At 46.7% G+C, this 20,873-nt stretch carries 22 protein-coding genes and 1 pseudogene; 10 read left to right on the top strand and 13 right to left on the bottom strand.

The genetic code is table 11. The features are described 5' to 3' along the window. Positions 1-135: 135 nt before the first annotated feature. Together NDA03_RS15055 and NDA03_RS15060 are read right to left on the bottom strand one after the other, a co-directional pair. Positions 136-588, bottom strand: a complete 453-nt coding sequence (locus NDA03_RS15055; RefSeq protein WP_348238467.1) for a hypothetical protein — start codon at positions 586-588, stop codon at positions 136-138. Between the two features lie 130 nt (positions 589-718). After that, positions 719-907: a CsbD family protein gene (locus tag NDA03_RS15060; protein ID WP_190414269.1), complete on the bottom strand. Its 189-nt coding sequence runs from the start codon at positions 905-907 to the stop codon at positions 719-721. Positions 908-1,640: 733 nt separating this feature from the next. Here NDA03_RS15060 and uvrB point away from each other — a divergent pair. The 10 genes and pseudogenes from uvrB (at position 1,641) to NDA03_RS15110 (ending at position 12,899) form a co-directional block, all read left to right on the top strand. Then, positions 1,641-3,638 carry an excinuclease ABC subunit UvrB gene (gene uvrB, locus NDA03_RS15065; RefSeq protein WP_190428900.1) on the top strand — a complete coding sequence of 666 codons (1,998 nt, stop codon included), beginning with the start codon at positions 1,641-1,643 and terminating at the stop codon, positions 3,636-3,638. A 229-nt stretch (positions 3,639-3,867) separates the two neighbouring features. Further along, positions 3,868-4,029, top strand: a pseudogene (locus NDA03_RS15070) (Uma2 family endonuclease); the annotation flags it as partial. Positions 4,030-4,389: 360 nt separating this feature from the next. Then, a complete protein-coding gene (locus NDA03_RS15075; protein WP_190428899.1) occupies positions 4,390-4,551 on the top strand; it encodes a hypothetical protein in 162 nt (53 codons plus the stop codon). 252 nt (positions 4,552-4,803) lie between these two features. Beyond that, entirely contained in the window at positions 4,804-5,772 is a 969-nt protein-coding gene (gene hpsE / locus NDA03_RS15080) for a hormogonium polysaccharide biosynthesis glycosyltransferase HpsE (RefSeq protein WP_348232939.1), read from the top strand. A gap of 252 nt (positions 5,773-6,024) precedes the next feature. Next, complete coding sequence (locus tag NDA03_RS15085; protein WP_190414273.1) at positions 6,025-7,170, top strand: DegT/DnrJ/EryC1/StrS family aminotransferase; 1,146 nt, start codon at positions 6,025-6,027, stop codon at positions 7,168-7,170. Positions 7,171-7,256: 86 nt separating this feature from the next. After that, positions 7,257-8,141, top strand: a complete 885-nt coding sequence (crtB, locus tag NDA03_RS15090; RefSeq protein ID WP_190414275.1) for a cyanoexosortase B — start codon at positions 7,257-7,259, stop codon at positions 8,139-8,141. After that, positions 8,138-8,872 carry a cyanoexosortase B system-associated protein gene (locus NDA03_RS15095; protein WP_190414277.1) on the top strand — a complete coding sequence of 245 codons (735 nt, stop codon included), beginning with the start codon at positions 8,138-8,140 and terminating at the stop codon, positions 8,870-8,872. Before crtB ends, NDA03_RS15095 begins: the two co-directional genes overlap by 4 nt. A gap of 25 nt (positions 8,873-8,897) precedes the next feature. Continuing rightward, entirely contained in the window at positions 8,898-9,029 is a 132-nt protein-coding gene (locus tag NDA03_RS15100; protein ID WP_277877629.1) for a hypothetical protein, read from the top strand. A 234-nt stretch (positions 9,030-9,263) separates the two neighbouring features. After that, positions 9,264-10,559: a polysaccharide biosynthesis/export family protein gene (locus NDA03_RS15105; protein WP_242037123.1), complete on the top strand. Its 1,296-nt coding sequence runs from the start codon at positions 9,264-9,266 to the stop codon at positions 10,557-10,559. A 168-nt stretch (positions 10,560-10,727) separates the two neighbouring features. Then, positions 10,728-12,899 carry a tyrosine-protein kinase domain-containing protein gene (locus tag NDA03_RS15110; RefSeq protein ID WP_190414279.1) on the top strand — a complete coding sequence of 724 codons (2,172 nt, stop codon included), beginning with the start codon at positions 10,728-10,730 and terminating at the stop codon, positions 12,897-12,899. Between the two features lie 220 nt (positions 12,900-13,119). Here NDA03_RS15110 and NDA03_RS15115 read toward each other — a convergent pair whose 3' ends face one another. From NDA03_RS15115 to leuB, 11 genes are all read right to left on the bottom strand, one after another. Beyond that, the gene (locus NDA03_RS15115; protein ID WP_190414281.1) at positions 13,120-13,845 is read right to left on the bottom strand and encodes a rhomboid family intramembrane serine protease; all 726 of its coding nucleotides are present in this window, start codon (positions 13,843-13,845) and stop codon (positions 13,120-13,122) included. Positions 13,846-14,034: 189 nt separating this feature from the next. Next, a complete protein-coding gene (petJ, locus tag NDA03_RS15120) occupies positions 14,035-14,367 on the bottom strand; it encodes a cytochrome c6 PetJ (protein ID WP_190435860.1) in 333 nt (110 codons plus the stop codon). Between the two features lie 157 nt (positions 14,368-14,524). Then, the gene (petE, locus tag NDA03_RS15125; RefSeq protein WP_190535733.1) at positions 14,525-14,944 is read right to left on the bottom strand and encodes a plastocyanin; all 420 of its coding nucleotides are present in this window, start codon (positions 14,942-14,944) and stop codon (positions 14,525-14,527) included. A 138-nt stretch (positions 14,945-15,082) separates the two neighbouring features. After that, positions 15,083-15,574: a photosystem II cytochrome PsbV2 gene (gene psbV2 / locus NDA03_RS15130; RefSeq protein WP_190535731.1), complete on the bottom strand. Its 492-nt coding sequence runs from the start codon at positions 15,572-15,574 to the stop codon at positions 15,083-15,085. Positions 15,575-15,658: 84 nt separating this feature from the next. Next, positions 15,659-16,150: a photosystem II cytochrome c-550 gene (gene psbV / locus NDA03_RS15135; RefSeq protein ID WP_190414289.1), complete on the bottom strand. Its 492-nt coding sequence runs from the start codon at positions 16,148-16,150 to the stop codon at positions 15,659-15,661. 179 nt (positions 16,151-16,329) lie between these two features. Continuing rightward, entirely contained in the window at positions 16,330-16,524 is a 195-nt protein-coding gene (locus NDA03_RS15140; RefSeq protein WP_348238469.1) for a translation initiation factor IF-2 N-terminal domain-containing protein, read from the bottom strand. Between the two features lie 72 nt (positions 16,525-16,596). Next, positions 16,597-17,535: an acetyl-CoA carboxylase, carboxyltransferase subunit beta gene (gene accD, locus NDA03_RS15145; protein ID WP_190414293.1), complete on the bottom strand. Its 939-nt coding sequence runs from the start codon at positions 17,533-17,535 to the stop codon at positions 16,597-16,599. Between the two features lie 42 nt (positions 17,536-17,577). Beyond that, the gene (locus NDA03_RS15150; RefSeq protein WP_190414294.1) at positions 17,578-17,790 is read right to left on the bottom strand and encodes a hypothetical protein; all 213 of its coding nucleotides are present in this window, start codon (positions 17,788-17,790) and stop codon (positions 17,578-17,580) included. Positions 17,791-17,844: 54 nt separating this feature from the next. Further along, on the bottom strand, positions 17,845-18,666 hold the full coding sequence (locus NDA03_RS15155; protein WP_348238471.1) for a prepilin peptidase: 822 nt from the start codon (positions 18,664-18,666) through the stop codon (positions 17,845-17,847). An 87-nt stretch (positions 18,667-18,753) separates the two neighbouring features. Beyond that, positions 18,754-19,017: a hypothetical protein gene (locus NDA03_RS15160; RefSeq protein WP_190414298.1), complete on the bottom strand. Its 264-nt coding sequence runs from the start codon at positions 19,015-19,017 to the stop codon at positions 18,754-18,756. Positions 19,018-19,113: 96 nt separating this feature from the next. Beyond that, positions 19,114-20,205, bottom strand: coding sequence for a 3-isopropylmalate dehydrogenase (gene leuB / locus NDA03_RS15165; protein ID WP_190676652.1), 1,092 nt, complete (start codon positions 20,203-20,205; stop codon positions 19,114-19,116). Between the last annotated feature and the right edge of the window lie 668 nt (positions 20,206-20,873).

Raw genomic sequence — 20,873 nt, forward strand, 5'->3', positions numbered from 1 at the left:
TGATTCAAAAGCTGAAAGAAAAAATCGTAAATTTTGGGTAGAGAGGGGATTCACCCTATCTCTACAAATGCACCTTCTAAAGTAGTTAAAGCTAGATGAGTTGCCCCAGCTTTCACCGATTTCCCCTTAGTTAAACTAAGCGCCCTGATATTGAATTTGTTTTGACTGCTCATCATATTTGGCTGTCAAAATCAGTTTTTTATCTGGCGCATACATCAAAATGGTTAAATCTTGGTTGGGAAAATTCTTGTGGAATCCTTGAGCTAAAGAGCTTGCTAAACTTTTAACTTCGTTAGGACGAACTTGGGGCGTAATCACAACTCCCAATTTGTTGTTATCACGGACGTAGGCATCCTTGACTAATCCTTTCGCTGTCTGGACTACCCAGTTACCAAATTCTTGACCGGCGGCAGTGCTACCGCGTTCCAACTGTTGATATGCGACAATGCTGTTAGCACCGCTACTCGTACCCGGTAGAGCTTTCGGTTGAGTTGCTTGGCTGGCTCCACTACAAGCTGTAGCTGTAGAGAGGAACAGAACCAAGACTAAAGCCGTAAAAATTTTCCGAAATTGCTGAAGAAAATTCACCTCAGTCTCCTATTAAACTTGTCTTTACAAGACAGAATCAGGGTGTTGCCTGTCTGTGGTATTGGCTGCATTAAATAAGGGAGAAGGTCTAGATGAATCTTTTCAGTAGCTAGACCTCCAAAGTCAAGTATTAGGCGTTATCAACCAAATCTTTTGCCTTATCTTTCACATCTTCTTTGGTGTGACTTACTTGGGCTTCAGCTTGCTTGGCTTTTCCTTCAGCTTTATCTTCTGGATCGCCAGTTATATTGCCGAGCGCTTCTTGGGCTTTGCCTTCGATATTTTTGCCGGTTGCTTTAGCTCTATCTTCAACGCTCATTTTTTTCTCCTAATCTTTCAAACAGTTTTTATTTTAGAAGATGCGTTAAATTTACTTTATTGCCGCAGTCTTCTTTTGCTTCTATGTATTCAATGTATCTAGTTTTGTTTACATAGCCTTCTGCCCCCAGACAGAAAAAATGGGGATCGCTATTATTACTCTTTACCTATGCTCAAAGAATGAGCATTTCCTACGGCTAAAGGTAGATGATAATTTAAAAAACTTCTTAATTTTTACAATAGGAAATCTTGTCACGGCTAAAAACGTGGGATTATTATCCCATTCATAAGTTCCCTTCAACAGCTCTCTCGAACCTTTGCAGTAAAAGCGCCCCTGCGCTAGAAACAAGCAGCTTCCCAAAGTTGCAGAGGGAGTGCTAATCAAGTAAATGGGGAGAAGTAATTTAGTCCCAAGTGCAACTAAAATGCGATCGCTAAAAACTTGGATGACACAATCTCATTTGCAAGCAATGTTGAAGCCGATAAACGAATCAGCGATCGCTTTACCGCTTGAATACAAAAAATAAGAATTGTCAATATTTATTAAAATAATTATGCTGTTGGCGATGAACGTGCATGGCAGTGACAAGTTAGGATTTATTTCTGGCGATCGCTTAGATGAGCAAGGCATAGAAGAGGGCAAATGGCTAGGATGAGAGAGAAGAGAGATGTGGTAATCTGCCGACCAAGCTCCAGGCACGAAAAACAATTTTCTTAAAGCTTCTTAAAACTGTATGACGCAATTTTGTCTGCAAGCTCCCTTTCAACCGACGGGCGATCAGCCGAATGCGATCGCGCAACTCACGAAAGGCGTAAAAAAAGGCGATCGCTTTCAAACCCTACTGGGAGCGACGGGAACGGGCAAGACATTCTCAGTAGCAGCCGTTATTGAGAATGTCGGCAGACCCACGCTGGTATTGGCGCACAACAAAACGCTCGCTGCTCAATTGTGTAACGAATTGCGGGAGTTCTTTCCCCCAAATGCGGTGGAGTATTTCGTCAGTTACTACGACTACTATCAGCCAGAAGCGTATATTCCCGTCACCGACACATATATCGAGAAAAGTGCTGCAATTAACGACGAAATTGATATGTTGCGACACTCCGCCACGCGATCGCTTTTTGAGCGGCGCGATGTCATTGTCGTGGCTTCCATTAGCTGTATTTATGGTTTGGGAATTCCCTCGGAATATCTCAAAGCCGCGATTCCCTTAAAGATGGGGCGAGAAGTGAATCAACGCGAGTTGTTACGAGATTTAGCTTCCGTGCAGTATAGCCGCAACGATGTAGAAATGGGGCGAGGAAAGTTCCGAGTTCGGGGCGATGTGCTAGAAATTGGCCCTGCTTACGAAGATCGGATTATTCGCGTAGAATTTTTTGGAGATGAAATTGACGCCATTCGCTACGTTGACCCCGTAACCGGCGAAATTCTTCAGAGTATGGACGCCGTGAATGTGTACCCAGCGCGTCACTTTGTCACCCCAGAAGATCGGCTAGAAGCCGCTTGTAATGACATTGAACAGGAACTCAAAGATCGGCTGGAAGAATTAGAAAAAGCTGGGAAATTACTAGAGGCGCAACGACTCGATCAGCGCACTCGCTACGATTTGGAAATGTTGCGGGAAGTCGGATATTGCAACGGCGTTGAGAACTACTCCCGACATCTAGCAGGACGGCGTGCGGGAGAACCTCCAGAGTCTCTGATTGATTATTTTCCTAAAGATTGGCTATTGGTGGTGGATGAATCTCACGTCAGCGTCCCGCAAATTCGGGGGATGTACAATGGCGACCAAGCACGAAAAAAAGTGCTGATCGAGCATGGTTTTCGCCTCCCCAGTGCTGCTGATAACCGTCCTCTGAAGTCAGAGGAGTTCTGGGAGAAGGTGAATCAGTGTATTTTTGTTTCTGCAACTCCCGGTAACTGGGAGATAGAACAGTCAGAGGATCGAATTGTACAACAGGTAATCCGTCCGACTGGCGTACTCGATCCAGAAATTTTTGTGCGTCCCACGGAAGGACAAATTGACGACTTGTTAGGTGAGATTAAAGACAGGATTGACAAGCGAGAACGGGTGCTAGTTACTACCTTAACTAAGCGCATGGCGGAGGATTTGACAGAATATTTACAAGAACGAGGAATTCGAGTCCGCTATCTGCACTCAGAGATTAACTCGATTGAGCGAATTGAAATCTTGCAAGAGTTGCGCGAGGGCAATTTCGATGTGCTAATTGGGGTTAACTTGCTGCGAGAAGGGTTGGATTTGCCGGAAGTTTCTCTGGTGGCAATTTTGGATGCAGATAAAGAAGGTTTCTTACGCGCAGAGCGATCGCTCATTCAAACCATTGGTCGCGCCGCTCGTCACATCCGGGGACAAGCCATCCTCTATGCTGATAATCTCACCGATAGCATGATCAAAGCGATCGACGAAACCGACCGACGGCGGGGGATTCAGATGGCATATAACAAAATGCACAACATTACACCCCAGCCGATTATCAAAAAAGTCAATAACTCAATTTTGGCTTACCTAGATGTTTCGCGGCGGCTGAATTCTCAACAGTTGGAAGAAATTTACGAACAGGCGGACGATTTGCCTTTAGAGAATATTCCAGAGTTGATTACCCAACTGGAAGCGCAAATGAAGGAAGCAGCAAAGAATTTGCAGTTTGAAGAGGCTGCAAAATACCGCGATCGCATTAAGCATCTACGAGACAAATTACTCGGTCATTAAAAACGCTTAAGCGCCTCTCTTTTCTTACTTTGCGTCCTTCGCGTCTAAGCGCTTCGCGCAGGCTTCGCCAACGGGGTTCAAAAATTCAACAGCGATCGCACTTTGACTGGAAAAACAGGGTGAAGAGCGATCGCAGCCATACACCAATCAGCCATCTGAAAGCCAAGTTGAGCAATCTTCATAATTGAGTTCACCGACTCAGGCATCACCCGTGCAGCCTATGAACGCCATCACCAACGGCGTTGGCTTAGGATGGCTGATTGATCCAAAGACGAAGCAGGTAGAAATTTACCGTGTAGGGCAAGATGTAGAGGTGATGGAGTTTCCTTTAACTCTATCTGGCGAGGATGTGCTACCTGGATTTGAGTTGGATTTGGATGAGGTATGGTGAAAGCTGATTTTTGGTAAGCGATCGCATTCGGGTTGGATGCGATTCACTGCTAGAACATTGCTACACAGATGCCAATTCTCGATACGATCGGCACCACCTCATTAGTTCCGCATATTCCGGAAGGGCGCTAGATAAGGCATACCAAGGATTTCTGGAAAATTTAGCAAGCGCAATTTTTTGTCATCCCAGCTAATCCCCTCATCCAGAAATCATGCTCTCAAGGAAAATAAACCTTACCCTAAATTTCTACCTTTTGATTGTGGTGAATGGTACTGGCGATATCCGTACAATGTTGGCGAGCGCTGTCTGAAACTTCACTACCGTCAATGCAGTTAAACTTTATAAGAGGCGACTCTTACTTTGTCGTGCCCGTCTCATAACCCCAACGTTCAGGGTGCCACGAGAAAACCTAGCGTCCCTGGCGGCTCGTGGAGCGTCAATCTGGCTTTGAATCGTCAAATGTCGATTTTTCTCCGGCATCTACCCACAGCCGAGTCATCTCCCCGCGTCATCAGCGGCTGACGACGATCTTCCAGATTAGGCAGTGCTGAAACCAGAAAAACTAAATTTGCATCTGCATCTTCGATCTTGTTTGCAAAGGGCAGAGCTTCTCGATAATGTTAGCAATTCGCGCAGTCCTAATTATGTTCGTGGGGTTGCGATTTCAACCAGTACTTCTGGGCATACTAAGAGTATAGAAGAGCATCATTAAGCTTAGGAATGTAACATATGCTTAATTACGATCGCGTATCTGAAAAAACTGCTCTGAAACCGATGTCTGTTGATTTTACTGTAGCCATTCCGACTTATAACGGGGAAGACCGTTTACCTGATGTCTTAGAGCGACTGCGATCGCAAATTCATACCGAGCAATTTGTCTGGGAAGTTTTAGTTGTTGATAATAACAGCTCAGACAACACCGCCAAAGTTGTTCGAGAATACCAAGCAAACTGGCCTTTCGCTTATCCTTTAAGATATTGTTTTGAACCCCAACAAGGACTTGCCTTTTCCCGTCAACGTGCAGTCCAAGAAGCCAGAGGTAAGTTGATTGGATTTCTTGATGACGATAATTTACCAACATCTACGTGGGTTTCGGCAGCATACACATTTGGGCAAAATCATCCGAAAGTTGGCGGTTATGGGAGCCGCATTTATGGTGACTTGCAAGGGACTCCTCCCAAAAATTTTGAAGAAATCGCTTGTCTGCTCGCTATTGCAGACAGGGGAACAAATGCTCTATGCTACGAACCCCACAAAAAGGTTCTACCACCTGGAGCTGGATTAGTTGTGCGTCGCCAAGTCTGGCTGGAAAGCGTGCCGAAAAATTTTATTCTTCACGGGCGAATTGGCGACAATATGCTGGCAGGAGAAGATTTAGAAGCGCTATTACATATTCAACAAGCTGGATGGGAAATTTGGTACAACCCTGAAATGTGTATTTACCATCGAATTCCCCACTGGCGCTTAGAGAAAGACTATTTAATCAAATTATGTCGCGGCATTGGTTTGAGCCGCCATCGGACTCGGATGCTAAGTTTCAAACCTTGGCAGCGACCCGCCGTTTTTTTTATGTATATGGTTAACGATTTACGTAAAATATTATTTCATCTCATCAAGTATAAATTTTCCTTGAAAGATGATATTGTAGCTGCTTGCCAAATGGAGCTTTTTACTAATAGCCTGATTAGCCCTTTTTATATTTGGAAAACCCGACTACGTACTTATAACATAAAAATTGATTAAATTCTGTGTAGAGAATTTGCCGTTTATATTGTAAATATTCTCAATATAAAAGCTTTACTTTCTCTTCATACAGGGAGTATTCGTCTCGCTTAAACTGGTCTTTAGCTGGCTCAACAGTGAGAACTTTATGGAAGCGATCGCTCTAAAGGCCTAAGCTTTTCTTCCAATCAGTGCTGTTGATACCTCAAAAGGCATTCTCGTTGGCGATTCAAAAACCCTAGGAACTATCGGTAACTTTAATTCTCATACCGTATGAACAATATTACGACAGCAATTCCCTTTGTGGATCTTCAACTCCAACACCAGCCTCTTCAAACACAGATCGAGGAGGCAGTGCGGGGTACGATTCAACGAGGAGATTTTATATTAGGTCAGGCTGTAGCTGACTTTGAGGCGGCGTTTGCCAGTGCCTGTGGTGTGGCTTATGGCATTGGAGTCGCTTCGGGAACAGATGCGCTAGCGCTCGGATTAGAAGCCTGTGGTATTGGTGCTGGGGATGAGGTCATTTTACCCACCAATACCTTCATCGCCACTCTGATCGGCGTTGTCCACGCTGGTGCCACACCGATTTTAGTCGATTGCGATCCTCAAACTGCGCTAATTGACTTTACAGCCGCTGAAAAAGCAGTCACAGCCAAAACCAAAGCGATCGTTCCAGTGCATCTGTATGGGCAAATGGTTTCGCCCCGTCAACTTTTGGACTTTGCCAGCACCCACAACCTGATTGTATTTGAAGACGCGGCTCAGGCTCACCTAGCACAGCGAGAAGGTTATCGTGCCGGTTCTATTGGTAAAGCAGCAGCTTTTAGCTTTTATCCCAGTAAAAATTTGGGTGCCATAGGAGATGGAGGCATGGTCATCACCAATGATGAAGCAGTAGCGAAGAAAATGCGATCGCTCCGCAATTACGGGTGTTCCCGTAAGTATTACCACACCGAACCCGGTACCAATAGCCGACTTGATACCCTGCAAGCCGCTGTCCTCAACATCAAACTCCCTCATCTTGCCGACTGGAACCACTCACGTAACCAAGCAGCCCAGCAGTACGACGCCTTATTGAAGCCGCTGGCAAACTCTGGAATTTTCCCCATCCAAAACCAAAGTGGCAACGGTCACATTTATCACCTTTATGTTGTTCGTGTCACTGAAGCTTGTCCCCTCGACCGGCAGACGATTCAAGACAAACTAGCGGCTGTTGGTATTCAAACCGGCATCCACTACCCCATTCCCTGTCATCTTCAACCCGCCTTCGAGAATCTCGGCTATCAAGCCGGAGACTTCCCCCAAGCCGAAGCTCTAGCACTGGAAATTTTATCCTTACCGATGTATCCAGGCTTAAGCGATACCCAAGTCCATCAGGTCATTGATACTTTGCAAACCTTGTGTGTGAGAACCTGATGAATTTTCAATGTAAAAAACGCTAAGAATAATGATTCTAACTTTGCGCTTAGCTTTAAAAAAGCTTAGAAAATTAAGGTCAAACTATGCATTTTGAGCGAAAGATTCCGATTGCCATTGAGCGTTACTTGCTAGAAGGAACCATTGTTGCTTTGCTGGTGATTCTGTATGCTCCACTGTTATGGCACTGGTACGATGGCTGGTTGAACAAAAATATCAGTATTGAACATGAATATTACAGCCACGGTTTAATTGGGTTGCCTTTTGCCGCCTATATAACCTGGTCAAATCGACAACAATGGCGTCAGTTACCAGATACAAGTCATCCACTAGGCGCAGCCTTGCTAGCCTTGGGCGGAGTATTTTATCTCAGCGGCATTACTGACCTGATAAATTTATCCTTTCCTGCTGTATTAGCTGGACTTTGTCTGTGGCTGAAAGGAGTTCCTGGCTTCAAACTTCAAGGCTTTCCTTTGTTACTCGTATTTTTGGCAACGCCGACCCAAATTCCTTACTTACTAGCTCCCTATACCTTGCCCCTCCAGCGATTCATTGCTGCAACAGCTGGTTTCATCCTGACTCAGTTCGGGATGAATGTTACTGTCAACCAGATTTACTTATTCGTAGGCGGACGAATTGTAGAAGTTGCGCCTTTCTGCGCTGGACTTAAGATGTTATTCACCAGTCTTTATGTAACCTTGATGTTGCTTTACTGGACGGGTGCTTGGGCATCTCGTACGAAGACGATTTTGTTAGTCGTCGGTGCAGTAGTCATTAGCGTTACTGGTAATATCGTCCGCAATACGCTGCTAACTTTCTTTCATGGTACTGGCCAAGAAAAAACTTTTGATTGGCTGCACGAAGGCTGGGGCGGTGATGTTTATTCTGCCTGTATGTTGGGGTTAATTGTGCTTCTACTCAATGCGATCGATCGATATATTTCAGATGAGCCTCAGAAGGATGAAGCATGAAACTGCCCAAGAAATTGCAGCGCTTTCAATTTTCTAAAGTCGTCTTACTGAGTTTTCTTGTCGGACTGATGGCAATTGGCGCAGTTCCTAGTTACTTGACAGGACGCTGGTCTTGGGCAAATCCCCCACGAGTGACCAACCTCCAACAACTCAAAAATATACGGCAGGCTGGTCTATCGCTTCCCGGCTGGCAGACTCAACAACAGGATACCGTAACGATTGGCGGTCATAAATGGTCGATTCAGGAACTCCAGCAGGATGAAAAAACCCAGGTAACTTTGCTGCTTTTGCCTCAAGAAGATCGCAAGGCTCAACCAGAGGTTGAGTGGATGGATATTAATGGGTTTAAAGAGTGGCAGACCGATCAAGAGCAGCGGTTGCAGTTTAAGGTTGAAACTCAAGCACAAACGGGAACCCAAAACACTACAGAATCTGGAACTTCTGCTACACGTCCGACATCTTCCGATGTTAAAGCTCGTTTCTTTCGCGGTTGGACTCGGCAGCAGACCTTCGCCGTGCTTCAGTGGTACGCTTGGCCTGGAGGAGGCAATCCGTCTCCTAGTGGTTGGTTCTGGGCGGATCAAATGGCTCAATTGCACCGTCGCCGCTTGCCTTGGGTTGCTGTTAGCATCTTGATACCGATGGAGCCTTTGGCTGAGGTTGACACAGCTCTACCACTGGCTAAATCGCTCGGTCAAACGGTTCAAGCTGCTTTGATGAAAGAGTTATGAGTTGAGAGTGGGAGGAGAAATTTGCTTGACTCGCTTGGATTTGAAGAATGAATTTACTGATAACTACACTCTGTGCAATCTGTGCAACTTTTTGAGAATTGTCACCCTTGATGCAACCCGGTGGAGTTTAGAAGCCAAACGGCTTTCTAACGGGTAGAAGTTTATCGCATCTTGATCCAAGGATGTTGGAAGGGAACCTAAAGCTCCATAAGGGTTTTAGGATTTGCAATCGTGCCAGTCTAAAACATCACGGGATGAATTTCTGGGGAGGAATTTCTGGGGAGGAACTTCAAGACGCGATCGCTTTGTTGTGAATGCAAAGAAAGTTGCACAGTAAGTTATAACTGATAAATTTGATGATCGGTTCCCTAAGGTCTTAGTGAATATACTTATGTCTCGCACTTCTGGAGGCCGGTTCCACCGCTTCGCCGCCTTCTTTCTCTTCACTCTCCACACCACTGTCTACACGTTGCCGAGTAGTGTCCTACTCTGGATGCTACACTCAGGGACTTTTGCTGGTAGAGGGATGAGTCAAGCTTTACCCACCTTACCCAACTCGGTTGCGCCTCCCCTCCCGCCTCCACCTCCTCTCCCTAACACCAACGAGAACATACAATCGCCGGTGGTGATTCCAGCAGCAGCTCCTATCGATCCCACCAGTCCACCACCACCGCTGGGTTATCCACCGCCTCAGCTGTTTGAGGGACAGCCGACCCAGTTTAATAATCGCTACCTGCTGGGAACGGGAGATACGATTTCGGCGTTGGTTGAGCGTTTTCCAGACTTGAGTTTTCAAAGCGTCATTGACGCGGAAGGAAACATCGTGGCACCCCTATTAGGGAAAATATCTGTACTGGGTCTGACTCTGGAAGAAGCCCAGGAAAAAATTCGCTTGGGATTAAACCGCTTTGTCATCGATCCAGCTGTCACTGTAACGCTGGCAGGTCAACGTCCAGCCCAAGTTACTATCAGCGGCGAAGTCGTTAGACCTGGTTTTTACACCCTGGCTCCTGGCGCTCAACTTTCTGCGGCATTGCTAATCGCTGGTGGCAGCACTAATCTCGGAGATCTGCGATCGGTTTTGGTGCGTCGCGCCCGGATCGATGGCTCGACAATTGAGCAACGGGTTGATTTGTTTACGCCGCTGCTAAATGGACAGTCACTCCCCAATCTACGCTTACAAGATGGCGATGCAGTAGTCATCCCGAAGCTAGAAGTTGCCACGGAGCAAAACTACGATCGAGCGCTAGTTTCTCGTTCTACTGTGTCTCAGCAGCAGATCAACATCCGAGTTTTGAGCTACGCTGGTGGGGGAATTGGTAGTATTAGCTTGCCCAACGGTAGTACATTTGTTGATGCTTTAAGCGCGATTGGCCCTAGTCCAGATAATTCTAACCTGCGAAATATCGCCCTGATTCGATTCGATCCCGAACGCGGCAAAGCAGTTACTCAGAAAATAGATGGGAAAGCAGCGCTACTGGGAAACATTGCTCAAAATGTCCCCCTAAGGAACAACGATGTCATTGTGGTGGGTCGTAACTTAGTTGGGAAAATCACTTATGCCTTGAGTACTTTTACTCAACCTTTCCGGGATATTTTGGGATTTCTGCTATTTTTTGACCAACTAAGAGAAAGTGCTACCGATCTGTTTGGTCCGACGACTGATAGTAACAATAACTCTGACTAGAGAAGCTGGTAATAAATGCTGCCTGAAACCAAAAATATCTAAGAAAATAAATGTTAGAAAATATCAAGCCAAAGCAGCAAAATAAGGAAAATATTTAGCGTGAACTTTTGATTTCTACTTGATTTCTACTCCTGATTTCCTCATTAGGCCCTAGGCCCAAATACGACCATGACTCCTCCTATTGTTAAGCGTTATCTGATCGCCCTAGATCAACATAAATGGATTGGATTAGCTGGTTTTACTATCATTGTCGGTGCGTCAGCCGTCATGGGTATACAACCAGCACCAGCTCCTGTTTTCAAGGCCACAGGGGTGCTGGCTTATAACGGGCCGATTGCACCATTTTCAACGACGACGCAAGCGATTCAAAAGCAGGGTCAAGAGCTGAATGAGGATACGCTGCTAGCAGAGAATGTGGTCAAAGCAGCAGCAACGCGCGTGAAAGCAGACACAGCACAAATTGCTAAAAATGCGAAAGTAAAGCTGCCGGAGGAGGACGAACCGAAGGTTATTCAAGTTTCTTACAGCGATAGCGACCCGAAGCGGGCGGGTGCCACCTTGGAAGCGCTAATGCAGGGAATGGTGGAACAGAGCCGTTTGATTAACAGCTCCCGGCTACGGGCGATTATTGACTCTATCAGTGCCCGGTTATCTCCTGCTGAAATGCAACTTAAAGAGGCGCAACAGAGACTAGAGCAGTATATCCGCACAGAGGGACCCGCACTGGTTGCCGCTCAGGATGGGAGGACACTCGGTGCAATTTCTGGCAGCCAAGAACAGCAACGTCAGCTTCAGATGACTTTGGAGGGAATTGACACCCAAATTCGCAGTCTGCAAAACAAGTTGGGTTTGACGGCGGCTGAAGCTTACACGTCTTCTGCCTTGAGTGCTGACCCAATTATTAACAGCTTGCGATCGCAAATTCATCAAACTGAAACCCAGCTGCAAATTCTCAGCCGGGATTTGCGGCAGGAGCATCCTCAAATCATTCAGCTGAAAAAACAGCTAACAGCCTACAACGAACTGCTATCGTCGCGAGCATCGGAGGTGATGGGTGGAGGCGGTGTAGCAGCGCCCTTGCCCCCCAGCCAAATTCGCAGAGACAGCAGCCTTGACCCCACGCGCCAAGGTATGGCAAACACGCTGGTAGCTTTACAAACCCAGCGCGAAACGCTGCAACAGCAACTACAGGCTAGTCGCAAAACCGAGCAGCAACTCCGTGCTGAATATGTAAAAATCCCCAATAAACAGCTGGATCAAGCCCGACTACAACAGCAGGTTCAGCTCAAACAAGGTCTGTACGATAAGATGCAGGTGGCATTAGTAGATGCTAAGGCAGCAGAAGCCGAGACGGTCAGCAGTCTTACCATTGCCCAACCGCCACAAGTTGCCGCTAGCGAGCAGAAGAGCCAAAGCTTACCGATAACGGTAGCAGTAGGAGCTTTGGTCGGGGTATTAGTGGGTGGCGGATTGATTTTCCTGTTAGCGATGCTGGATGGCACGTTCTACACGGTCGAGGAAGTGCGAGCGGCACTACGACAACGGGATGTGCTGGTGCTGGGTGAAGTGCCTTTCGTTGCCCTCCAAGATCCGCAATTGGGCGAAACGCCGGTTCTACTCCAGCAGGATTCTGTTTATCACGAGTATTACGAACGCTTCCGCAGCAATCTGCGGCGAGCCAGCGATCAACCTTTGAAAGTCGTGTTATTGACCAGCACAATTAGCCAAGAGGGTAAGACAGTCAATGCTTATAACCTTGGAATCGCATCGGCTTGTGCTGGCAAGCGCACTCTAGTGATAGAAACTGATTTGCGATCGCCTTCTGAGTCCAAATTCCTGAAAGTCTCTCCCGATCCGGGTGCTAGTCTAGAACCCCTACGGTACTACACTCAGTTAAGTGAGTGTATCCGTTTAGTTCCAGATATTGAGAACCTATACGTGGTGCCTAGTCCCGGCCCGGTACGTAATGCTGCTGCCATTTTAGAATCCAGCGAACTCAGGCGGCTGATCGAAGATGCGCGAGGTCGTTTTGACTTGGTGATTCTCGATACCCCTGCCTTAAGCCGGTGCAACGATGCTCTCCTATTGGAACCCTACGCCGATGGTATCGTGCTGGTGACTCGACCCGGTTTCACCCAGGAGAGTATTTTGGTAGAGGCAGTCGATCAATTGACCGAAGCAGAACTACCACTGGTGGGAGCGCTCATCAATGCGGTAGACACGCCAGTACAGGTTCCCAGCGCGAACAATGAGGACATTGAAGCCGACATAGAAGAAGAAGAATTAGAACCTTCCCCTTCTCGGTCAGAAAAAGTGCCAAATGAGTACATTAAGCGCTAATCATCGCAAATCTGGTTCGGATATCCATCCCAAATGGAAACCGCTAATGACAAAAGGCTAACCGCTCATTGTAGAAAGGTAATGAGCAGTTAGCCATTCGTAAAAAACCAAGCTGTAAAGCGTCTAAAAAAACTAGTTTAGATTCTTGGTTGTAGCACAGGAGAAGAAGTGACTGCTTTTCCTGATTTTCCAAATATGCAGTTCCGCCAAGAACCGCTTGCTAAAAAGTTTGCTGTTCTGGATGATTGTCCGAATTAGAAGAAAACAAACCCAACAGCGGTGCTAAGATTGCCCCGAAAACAAAGCCACCAGCGTGTGCCCAATAGGCAACTCCACCTTGCTCCATACCAATATTCGCAGGCGCATTCAGACTCGCAACACCATAAAAAGCCTGCTGAACAAACCAAAAACCGAGGAAGAAAACAGCAGGAACGCGAATCGTGGTGAAGAAGATCCCCAGAGGAATTAATGTTAGCACTTGTATATTAGGGAATCTGAGAATGTAGGCTCCTAAGACACCCGCGATCGCGCCACTGGCCCCCAAGGAAGGAATGCCAGAGTTCATTGAAAAATACCACTGAGTTAAAGCCGCTAGAATCCCGCAAGTCAGGTAAAAAATTAAGTACCTAACGTGACCCAGCTTGTCTTCAACGTTATTGCCAAAAATCCAGAGGAACAGCATATTACCGGCAAGGTGTAAAAACCCGCCGTGCAAGAATTGCGATGTCACCAGTGTCAGCCACTCCGGTACCGGCTGATTCACGGGTATGCCACTAAAGCTAGCAGATAACTCTCTAGGAACCACAGCGGCAAGGCGAAAAAAACCTTCCAGCTGTTGTGGAGCCAAAGTCAACTCATATATAAAAGCCAAAATATTCGCAGCAATCAGTCCATAAGTGACATACGGAGTGAGGCGTGTAGGATTATCATCACGTAAAGGAACCACAGGCGTCTTTCCTAACTATCCAAGCAAAAGCTGGAAACAACATAACTTAATTTCTTCCTAGCTGTCTTTTCACCTCTGGATAGAGATCCAGTATGAGACGCTCTCGGTGAGAAGGTAGAGGCAATAAATAAACCCCTCTAGGGACATTAGAGGGGTTTAATCATGGTGCATGAAGAAATTATTGTCAGACTACCAGCCCTGTGCAGCCTTTTCCATGACATAGGCAGCAACATCCTCAATTTGTTGTTTATTCAGACGTCCTTTGAAGGCTGGCATAGCATTTTTACCATTCATTACCTGGTTGACAATGGCATCCATCGAGTACATCCCATACTTGTCTAGGGCATCCTTCTTTAAAGTTTTATTAGCCATAATCACGTTACCGCCGCCCACATGGCAAGCAGCGCAGTTAGCGCTGAAAATTTTAGCACCACTGACTGTATCAGCTGCATTGGCTGGGCGAGTCAAGGCAACTGTCAACACCGCAATCGTCAACAGTAAAACCGATAACAGTTTCCTCAACTTGATTCTCCTCTTCTTAACAGGTACAGTCATAAAAAAAAGCCTTGCAGAACTATTCTAAGCTTCTTCAAGGCTTTTTCTATCACCAAAGAGGAGAAGAAATCTTAAACCTCAAGGGTGATTATGATTGAATTGCCAGTCTAAAGGAACGGTTCTATTAACCCTCGACGGTGATTTTACCAACCATCCCAGCGCCTCTGTGAGGTTGACAATAGTACGTATAGGTGCCTGGTGGTGTGTCAGAGGGGAAAGTCGTTTCGTAGGATTCTCCTGGAGAGTTTAGCAACTTGGTGTGAGACAGATCTTTAGCCAGCGCTTTATCTCCGTTTGGCACTCCCTTATCATCAAAAACAGCATTATGGGGAGCTAGTTTATTATTGACAAATTTTACTGTGTCACCCGGCTTGATTGTGAGTTTAGCCGGTTCAAACTTCAACATCCCGGCATCTGTGCCCATTTTAATCGTATAGGTTTCTGCTGATGCAGGAGAAGCTGACAACACAAAGCTAGAGACTACTAGCAGAATTGTGCAAATTAGTAAACCTAAGCTTCGTGGAATTGCCATTCTCAATCTCATCGTTTCCTCCCAAAATTGTCAATTAATTTTGTTTAGTAGTATTTTAGCTTTAACGCTTACATTCTGTAGAAAATTAAAGCATTTTTGCTTTCTATCAATCGGAGGCATTGGCAGATGCATCCTGAATCGGCACGAAGATCAGAAATCATTTGTACCCCATCCCGGTGCTACCTGCGCGGCTCTAACAACAAAGGCTGCTATCGTTTCCACCTCCTGTCGCGGCATCCAACTTTCCGGTACTTGACGACACCAAAAGCTTTCTTCGCTCCCGTCGTAGGTCATCGGCTGTCGAAGGAAAGCCACGATGCTGTTGATGGTGTCGCGGGGTGGAGTGGCACCATTCAAGTCCTTCAGGGACAAAGACACGGCTGGATTTGGCAGGGTAGCACCGCCGACATGACAATTTAGACAGTGTTGTTCAAATAACTGCTTCCCTGCCGAGAAATCTTCCACAGAAAACTGGCGAGTCTGACCTTGCCCATCTAAGTCTAGGGAAATTGGTTCGGTAACTCGCAGGTACTGCCGAACGTAGGAGGCTGCGGCTTGAGCCGGTAAACTGACCATCCAGACGCCCCAGCAGATGCCCAAAATCAAAAATAAACGGCGAAGTGAGAAGAATTGACGCAGCATTGACCGTGTTACAGATTGACAAAATGTAAAAATTATGAGTTATGAATGCATTCAAAATTCATAACTCATAACTCATAATTTTACTTAGCGCACGGCTTTACCGCCTCCCCACTGTTCGCCGAGGATTTTCGGCTGTAGAAGGATATGACCGCCGATCTTAAACAGGTCATCATCTGTGAGATTTCTCATCACCGTATAAATATCGGAACTCTCTATGCTGGGGTGTACTTCAGAGATTGCAGTTTCCCCATCGTAGGTCGTGGGATGATGCATATAATCCACCAGAGCGGCAATGTTGTCGCGCGGTGGGGTTGCCCCAGCCAAATCGTCCGGACCTAGACCGACGTTGAAATCAGTCTTGGTAACGCCCCCAGCATGGCACGAAGCGCAGGCATAGTTAAATAGGCGTTTGCCTTCGGCGACTTGTTTTAGGTTTAATGTCACCTGCTGTCCTCGATCGTTTAATTTTACAGTGCGAACTTCGTCAGTTAGTTCGACTGCCATTACCTGAGTGACAAGCAATCCGAAGGTGAAAATTACAGTGGCTAAAGCCAGACTTATGTATCGCTTAAGCATGGTTCTCCTTAAGAAATTTGGTGCGAGTTTTTGATCCACAACACAGCTGGACTCAATCTTAGTAAGCCGACCCCTAAGTTGCAGGCTTCTCAACCAATCATCTGGACAAAAAGAAGCAAGCCGATTGCCAAAAAGGAAAATCGACTGTTGGGACTCAGGATAGTTGGTCGGGATTAATTTTACCCTCCGTCCGTGCCCGATCCCTGCTTTTGAGACAGAATCTTAGAAATGATGGCCTTGGCATCCTCCAGAGCCAGACGGCTCTGTTGGGTTTTATAGGCGATTCCCAATTGTTCGCACAGCTTGACAACCTCCTCTACTGGGAGGTTATAGTCTGCTGCGATTTCGGCAATGGACAGGTCTGCAAAACCCATGATGATTGAGAGAGATTGAACCGCTCTAATATCAATATCATCCCACTCTTGCGGTCGCTTTCCCTTCCCTGTCTAGTTGCTTGGGATCAATCTAGAAACTGGACGCTCGGAGTCGATCGTTTCTGACAGGGGAACGGGGGGCGGTGCAGGGGGGAGAAATTGGTGTAGCCGAATGAGTTGGGCTAGAGTTTTCTTTAACTGAGTGCGGGGCACAATAGCATCTACAAAACCGTGCTGGAGCAAATACTCAGAAGTTTGAAAATCATCGGGGAGCTTTTCTCGCAAGGTTTGTTCGATCACGCGACGCCCTGCAAAGCCAATTGTGGCTTTTGGCTCTGCGAGAATGATGTCTCCCAACATGGCAAAAGAAGCCGTGACGCCTCCCGTTGTAGGGTGAGTGAGAACCGGGATATACAGCAGTCTGGCTTCTTGATGACGCTCCAAGGCTCCGGAGATTTTCGCCATTTGCATCAGACTTAGCATTCCCTCCTGCATCCTGGCACCGCCGGAGGCACAGACAACCACGACCGGCTTTCTTTCCCAGGTAGCTCGTTCAATCAGGCGGGTAATTTTTTCTCCAACGACAGAACCCATGCTACCGCCCATGAAGCGGAAGTCCATGACACCGAGGGCGACAGGCAAGTTTTCCAATTGCCCCATTCCTGTCTGCACGGCGTCCACCAAGCCAGTTTTGTCTTGAGTTTCTCGCAAGCGATCGCAATATTGTTTGCGATCGCGGAACTTCAACGGATCGGTGGGAAACACCTGTTCATCCAACGGCATCCAGGTATTGGCATCGATCAGCTGGCGGATGCGTTCATCGCTGAACACCCGGTTGTGATGGTTGCACTCCAGGCAAACCATATTGTTTGAGCGGAGGTCTTTGGTATAAGCAAGGACACTACATGCCTCGCACTTTGTCCACAGCCCATCCGCAATCTCACGCTCTTGCCGCTGTTCACTAATTGGCTCTGATTTTCGTCGATTTGCAAACCAATCAAATAGAGACATGAAAACGGTTAATTCCTCTTATTAAAATGATTTTCCTACGCTTTAAGCTTGCTCTTCCTGAATCGGACTCAATAATAGCAGAGCGGCCCACCGATCCTGCGATCGCACCTGTAAGGCAGTAGGACTCCCCGCACCAAAATAAGGTGCCACACCGAGGTCGAGAATCCGACTAGGAATTTGATGAGCCGCTAGCATTTGCTGCATTAATTCAGCTTCCCAGCGAGCGCAATTTGTTTTTAGGGTAATCCAAGACACTGGAATATCTTACAATACGGCAGTATTGCGGTAAATCAGGGCAGGGGGAATGCGTTAATTGAGGGGGAAAAAGAGTTGCAGGTAAGCAGACCAAATCGCCTCACCCCAAAAAGCTGCCAAAAGCGCTCCCAGTGCTAGGAAGGGACCAAACGGCATGGGGCGGTGCCGGTCAAGCCAGCCAAGCGCGATCGCTCCCCCACCGGCAAAGGCTCCCACTACACAAGCCAAAAACCCAGCCAGTAGCAAATTCTTCCAGCCCAACCAGGCTCCCATCATTGCCGCCAGTTTAGCATCTCCTCCACCCATTGCCGCTCGTCCCAAAGCGATCGCTCCCGCAAAAGCAATGATGTCAAACAACCAAATTCCGACTACACCACCCACAATGCCTGACATCAAATGATTTGCACTTTCCGCCCAACTTGCTGCTGGCAGAAAACCTGCGATCCCCTGAAACACTAAACCCAAAATTAAGCCGGTTTGAGTAAGTGGATTGGGCAATGTCATTGTGTCTAAATCGATCAGCGATAGTGTTAACAACCAGCTAAAAAAAGCCCAATATCCTAGCGTTTGCACCGAAATGCCAAACGTCAAGAAAACTAGCAAAAACAACATCCCTGTTGCCGCTTCTACCAGTGGATAGCGCCCGGAAATCTTGCTTCTACAGTGGCGACAGCGCCCCTGTAACCGCAGCCAACCGACAATTGGGACATTTTCACCTTTACCCAGTCGATGCAGACATTGCGGGCAACGAGAAGGGGGCCAAAGAATCGATAAACCTGCTGGCAATCGATAAACTACCACATTGAGAAAACTGCCAATTGAGGCACCCAATGCGAAGACAATCGCAGCAGCAGGCAACGCCATCAAATCATCCATAGCAATTAGTTATCAGTCACGGGTCATGAGTCATGGGTCATTAGTAGTGGGTCATGACTCATGACTAAGGACAATTTAGACTAATCACTAATATATTTCCGACTCAATTTGACTAAAAGGCACAAAACATTCTTGCGGCAACAGAATCGGTTTGCCTGCAAAAATCAGCTTGCCCCGATAGGTATACCGATCGATTGCCACCCCTAGAGGGCGCTGCATACGGTCTGGATGGACTTCCGAGTAAGTCCGATAGATTTGTCGAGCTGCTCTGACGATGCTGGGGTCTAGCAACACGGGGATATCTATCCTTTCCGTCCGATTTTCTAACCGTTGCTGTGAAGCGTAAACCACTCATCTACCCCTGTTATTTGAGCTAGTCTATAATCTACCAGTGCAATTACTGCAATAGGTATACCAATTTTTGTTGCAGTTGAGGATGAAATTTTCTTAAGGCTTTTCTAGTGCTTGGATTAATGCATTGCCCATTGCACTGCACCCTAAAAGATTCATCCCCTCAGACATAATGTCACCCGTGCGATCGCCGCGCTCCAGAACTTGCATCACCGCTTGCTCAATTCTGTCGGCAGCAGCAGGCTGATCTAAGCCGTAGCGCAGCATCATCGCTGCACTCAGAACCTGCGCTAGCGGATTTGCTTTATCTTGCCCAGCGATATCGGGGGCAGAACCGTGGACGGGTTCAAAGACACCGGGGCCAGATGCACCTAAACTGGCAGAAGGTAACATTCCAATACTGCCAGTAAGCATAGCGGCAGCATCAGACAGGATATCACCAAATAGATTACCTGTCACAATTGTGTCGAATTGTTTAGGCCAGCGAAGAAGTTGCATAGCAGCGGCGTCTACATAGAGGTGAGACAATTCCACATCTGGATATTCTTTAGAGAGCGCAGTTATGCGATCGCGCCACAACTGCGACACTTCCAGCACATTTGATTTATCCACCGAACATAGCTTCCCACTGCGTTTTTGCGCTGTCTCAAACGCTACTCGCCCAATCCGGTCAATCTCTGATTCCGTATAAGCCATTGTATTGACGCCGCGCTTCTCGCCTGTTTCCGTAGCAAAAATTCCCCTCGGTTCCCCAAAGTAGATACCACCAGTCAATTCGCGCACCACCATGATATCAACGCCCTCAACCACTTCCCGTTTCAAGGACGAAGCATCCACTAACTGGGGTAATATTTTGGCGGGACGCAAATTGGCGAATAAGCCAAGACCAGCCCTGAGTCCTAGTAAACCCGTTTCCGGGCGTTGATGGCGAGGGAGGTTATCCCACTTATAACCGCCAATAGCAGCGAGTAAAACAGCATCGCTATTGCGGCATGTTTCCAACGTTTGGGCGGGTAGCGGTTCTCCTGTAGCGTCAATCGCCGCACCCCCCACAAGGGCTTCTTGAAATTCAAACTGAATCTCAAATTGTTTCCCGATAAGTTTCAGCACGTCTACCGCCACTGCCATAATTTCAGGGCCAATGCCATCGCCGGGAAGTAGGGTAATACGGTAGTTCTGCTGTGTCATAGGTTGTTCAAAACTCTTGCGAGTTATTAATCATACAGGGGAAATGTACCTGAAAAACGTTCAGATTCAGTTACAATCTGCCCAGCTAGAGCTAAAGCCCAGCTAGACCTAAATAGGTGCGGGAATACCAGCAATTCCTCTGATTGCTAACTTTCTGCCAAAAAAGAAGGCGGTGAGGGCAGCTAGGAGCGGGATGTCTGAGAAGTTGGTTATAACACCATTCATAATGTAATGGGCAAAGCATTCAGTCAATGCTGCTAACAAGGAGAAATTGCCGCTCGAATCGCTTCGTCTCTATAAAATGTCAATACTATTTTTCAGCATTTTATCAGCTCGATATCGGATGATTTATGTGCCATTGTCGAAGTTGATTTAGGACTTGTGTCTTTTACTAACTGGCTTTTGAACCTCTTTTGAATTTATTAAATAGTTACAAGTAAGAAAGTTCAAGATTAAAGAATAAAATATCTAAGGCTGATTCGCAAGCAAATTTATTAAAGTTTTTTTCAATAAATGATGTAATGTATTGGAGTTGTGAATGTGCAAAAAAAACAGTAAGCTTTATTAAATAAAATTAATTAAAATGCTTGCAGAGAATTATTAAAGATTACAGGCGTGCTATTTGAGGATTGGAAGAACAGAGCATCCGAATATTAACGAACGGCATT

The sequence above is a fragment of the Trichocoleus sp. Lan genome, assembly GCF_039961855.1.
Classification (GTDB): Bacteria; Cyanobacteriota; Cyanobacteriia; order Cyanobacteriales; family FACHB-T130; genus FACHB-T130.

Bases quoted from the DNA above. Each gene is read 5' to 3' on its own strand.
- NDA03_RS15060 (WP_190414269.1), bottom strand. From the start codon at position 907: ATGAGCGTTGAAGATAGAGCTAAAGCAACCGGCAAAAATATCGAAGGC.
- uvrB (WP_190428900.1), top strand. From the start codon at position 1,641: ATGACGCAATTTTGTCTGCAAGCTCCCTTTCAACCGACGGGCGATCAG.
- hpsE (WP_348232939.1), top strand. From the start codon at position 4,804: ATGTCTGTTGATTTTACTGTAGCCATTCCGACTTATAACGGGGAAGAC.
- NDA03_RS15085 (WP_190414273.1), top strand. From the start codon at position 6,025: ATGAACAATATTACGACAGCAATTCCCTTTGTGGATCTTCAACTCCAA.
- crtB (WP_190414275.1), top strand. From the start codon at position 7,257: ATGCATTTTGAGCGAAAGATTCCGATTGCCATTGAGCGTTACTTGCTA.
- NDA03_RS15095 (WP_190414277.1), top strand. From the start codon at position 8,138: ATGAAACTGCCCAAGAAATTGCAGCGCTTTCAATTTTCTAAAGTCGTC.
- NDA03_RS15105 (WP_242037123.1), top strand. From the start codon at position 9,264: ATGTCTCGCACTTCTGGAGGCCGGTTCCACCGCTTCGCCGCCTTCTTT.
- NDA03_RS15110 (WP_190414279.1), top strand. From the start codon at position 10,728: ATGACTCCTCCTATTGTTAAGCGTTATCTGATCGCCCTAGATCAACAT.
- petE (WP_190535733.1), bottom strand. From the start codon at position 14,944: ATGAGATTGAGAATGGCAATTCCACGAAGCTTAGGTTTACTAATTTGC.
- psbV2 (WP_190535731.1), bottom strand. From the start codon at position 15,574: ATGCTGCGTCAATTCTTCTCACTTCGCCGTTTATTTTTGATTTTGGGC.
- psbV (WP_190414289.1), bottom strand. From the start codon at position 16,150: ATGCTTAAGCGATACATAAGTCTGGCTTTAGCCACTGTAATTTTCACC.
- NDA03_RS15140 (WP_348238469.1), bottom strand. From the start codon at position 16,524: ATGGGTTTTGCAGACCTGTCCATTGCCGAAATCGCAGCAGACTATAAC.
- accD (WP_190414293.1), bottom strand. From the start codon at position 17,535: ATGTCTCTATTTGATTGGTTTGCAAATCGACGAAAATCAGAGCCAATT.
- NDA03_RS15155 (WP_348238471.1), bottom strand. From the start codon at position 18,666: ATGGATGATTTGATGGCGTTGCCTGCTGCTGCGATTGTCTTCGCATTG.
- leuB (WP_190676652.1), bottom strand. From the start codon at position 20,205: ATGACACAGCAGAACTACCGTATTACCCTACTTCCCGGCGATGGCATT.